This window comes from Thermogutta sp. (assembly GCF_014359955.1).
Lineage (GTDB): Bacteria > Planctomycetota > Planctomycetia > Pirellulales > Thermoguttaceae > Thermogutta.
This window is the reverse complement of record NZ_JACIYL010000571.1, coordinates 1-2939: the sequence shown is the minus strand read 5'-3', so window position 1 is coordinate 2939 and position 2939 is coordinate 1. Positions and strand designations below refer to the sequence as shown.

Below are 2939 nucleotides of genomic sequence, written 5' to 3'. Positions count from 1 at the left end.
CGCGGCTTCCGCCGCCGCAATGAGCCCCGGCAATTTTTGTTGCGCTTCGTCCACCAGTTTTTCGTACTGCTGGCGAAGCTGCGACATTTCTGCCGGGTTGGCGTTAGGATACTTCATGCGGATTTCCCGAATTTGCGTCAAAAGGTCCACCCATTCTGCGAGAGCCTTCCGAAAGGCTTCCGCTTTGGGGCCGGACGGGGCAGACGTAGCGGGGGGCGGAGAAGCCGGTTCGGCCAAAGCGGTGAGGGCCTTCAATCGATAGCCGACCGCGATGACCCCCACGGCCAGCAGAACCGCAACTACGGCAAATCCCAGACGTTTCATGAATGCATTCCTTTCTTTAGGCAGCGGACGGCGGAAACTGACACATCTGCCGTCAACCTATCATAGGTGATCCCCTTTGAACAGCCCACCCTTCAGAACCGGGAATCCTTCCGGCGACCGCTTTCCAAACGGTCGAAATTCGTGGCGGCTGGGCGATGAGAGAACTCCGCTCTACTATGGGCGAAGTAGCCCTTTTCAGGGTTTGAAAAGCGCAGAACGTTCGTTGCCCTGGCGTCATCAAACCGGGATGCTCACCATGTATTGCGGACGAGCGGACCATCCCGGCTGGTCACGCCGGCCGCTCACGGAGTGGGAGGACCGATACCGCTTTTGAAGCGTGCATTGGCTTCGGCCCGAACAGCGGCACCTGCTGCCTCGCGGGCAGCATGTCGAGCGAGGATCCCTGCTCGCGCATCCACCGCGAAATCGGCCGCCCGACCTCGCTTGATCGCCCGATCGAACTCGCGAAACACCTCGACCACTTCGGCTTTAATGGCTTTTTCCAATTCCTCGATTTTGCCCAGTTCGTCGGCCACCAGGGCCGCGTACTGCCGTACCCGGGCCTGCTCTTCCGCGTCGGTCACGGCTGCCACGAGTCTTACCGTGGGTATTTCGCCGTTCCAGGTCACATAACAACTTTCTACCACGCTGTTGGCCCTCCACGTCTCCACGTATCGAGGCCAATAAGGGGGATCGGAATCAAAAACACACACCAGGCCCTGCCGGCGACCGCGGACAAATTCCACGAGAAAGCTCGGTTGACCTTGGTCGTCGAGCACGACAAACGGTCCTTCCCGGGAACCCTGCCGGTAGTTTGCGATGACGTAGGGGTTTCCTTGGTGGAACAGCACGAGTGGGCCTTCCAGCAGTCCCTGGTAGAATCCCGCCGCAAATTGCATCCGGTCATTGTCGTCGTAACATACGTAAAACCCGATTCGGGTCTTCACCTGCAGGTTGATTTTGAAATCCCCTTTGCGGTACACGATGACAGCGGCCTTCAGAATGATCTCCTGCCAGTTGCCCGGAGGCCGAATCTTTCCCGCCTGGAACACAGCTCCGGAAGGGAGCACCACATCCGGACACGAGTAGATCTCGAACGGGTAACCGGGAAGACTGATCAGGTCCGCATTCCCTCCTGGTTGCATGGGCGCAAATCCCGGTGGTAGTCCCGGTTGCGCAGGCGCGACACCGGCCGGTCCGGCCAGAAGGGGTTGGGGAGCGTTCCTGCCCGGAGGGGGAAAGACGGGCAGCATGGCCAGGACAGGCTTGACGAGACGACTTTTGATTTCAGGGGACGCCAGAGCAAAATTAAGATTCTGGGCCAAGCGAGCGTTGAATCCCGCCGTGCTCATCCCCACCACGCGTCCCTGCTCGTCGACCAGGGGGCCACCGCTGTTTCCCGGCGAAATCGGGGCCGTCGTTTGAATCCACTTGGCCTCCGCCTTCGGCACCGGCTCGTCAAAGCTGCCGTCTGCCACCACCTGCCGAATTTCGTCGGTGGACCGCACCGCGCTGACGATTCCCTCCGTCAAACTCCCCTGAAGTCCCCGCGGGGCACCGTAGGCAAACACCCGTTCGCCAACTTCCGGCAAATCTCCCCGGAGTTCCAGCGCCTCGGGCAGACCGACACCCTGGATGTCCAGGATGGCAAGATCATATTCGGGCAGAAGCTGGCCCATTTTCACGGGAATTTCCTGACCCGTTGACAGTTTCACGCGTATGTCCCAGTTATCCAGGATGACATGGGCGTTGGTGACCACGTATTTTTTCCCCAGCGGGGTCTGCACGAAAAAGCCACTCCCCAAGCCGGACTCTCCCTCCACCACCACCGTGGCCGCCTGGACTTTCTTCAGCCATGAGAGCTTGCCCGCCTGGGCCGGAACCACCTGTTCTTCTCGGTCGGGCTTCACCGGAACGTCATTGTCAACACCCGGCTGGCCGGGCTGATCAAACGGAACTGGCTGCTGCCGCCCGGGTTCTAGCGGGCCGACATTCTGCGGCACGGGAATGCGTCTGGGGACCACCTCACCTTCTGCCACCTGCCGAGGCCCCGCAGGTCCCTGAGGAGCTACGCGATCTTGCTTTTCCTCCGGGGCATGGGCGGCTGCCTGGCGTGGAAGTCGCGAGCGCTGGGCGAGCGCGCCTTGTTCTTTCCGGGGAGTGAGGGCCATCCAAATGATGAGCCCTACCGCACACACGAGAGCCACCCCCAGGCCGATCAAGATGGTCAGCGATTCCTGCGACAACCGTTTTTTCTTCCCCAAGGATCGGTAGGATGGAACGCCTTGTGGCCAGGAAATCTGCCCGGTCGCCGGAAACGCACCACCGCTGGTCCCGGCCAACATCGGCCCGAATTGTTCTCGCATGGCCGCATCGTAGGCCTGCTTGCGCACCGGATCGAGGAGAGTCAAGCGTGCTTGAACGATCTGGTTGATGAGCTGTTCGGCATAGCTTGCGTGGGGCCCGGTCGTTTTCGTCCTCAGAAAAGCCAGCCGTTGATCCACAGCCGCTTCAATGACCTGCGGATCGCTTTCAAACGGCCGGAGTCCCAGCAACCGGTAATAGCTGATAGGGCGTTCCTGGGGCGGAATTCCCAGCCATGCGTGATAAGGATC

The 2939-nt window shown here is 60.5% G+C and carries 2 protein-coding genes; both read right to left on the bottom strand.

Features of this window, described 5'->3' with window-relative positions; translation table 11 throughout:
- Positions 1 to 324 (bottom strand): hypothetical protein (locus H5U08_RS14520; protein WP_297034561.1); only part of this gene is annotated, 324 nt, incomplete at its 3' end.
- A 302-nt stretch (positions 325 to 626) separates the two neighbouring features.
- A partial coding sequence (locus H5U08_RS14515; RefSeq protein ID WP_297034558.1) for a S1C family serine protease occupies positions 627 to 2939 on the bottom strand: 2313 nt, incomplete at its 5' end.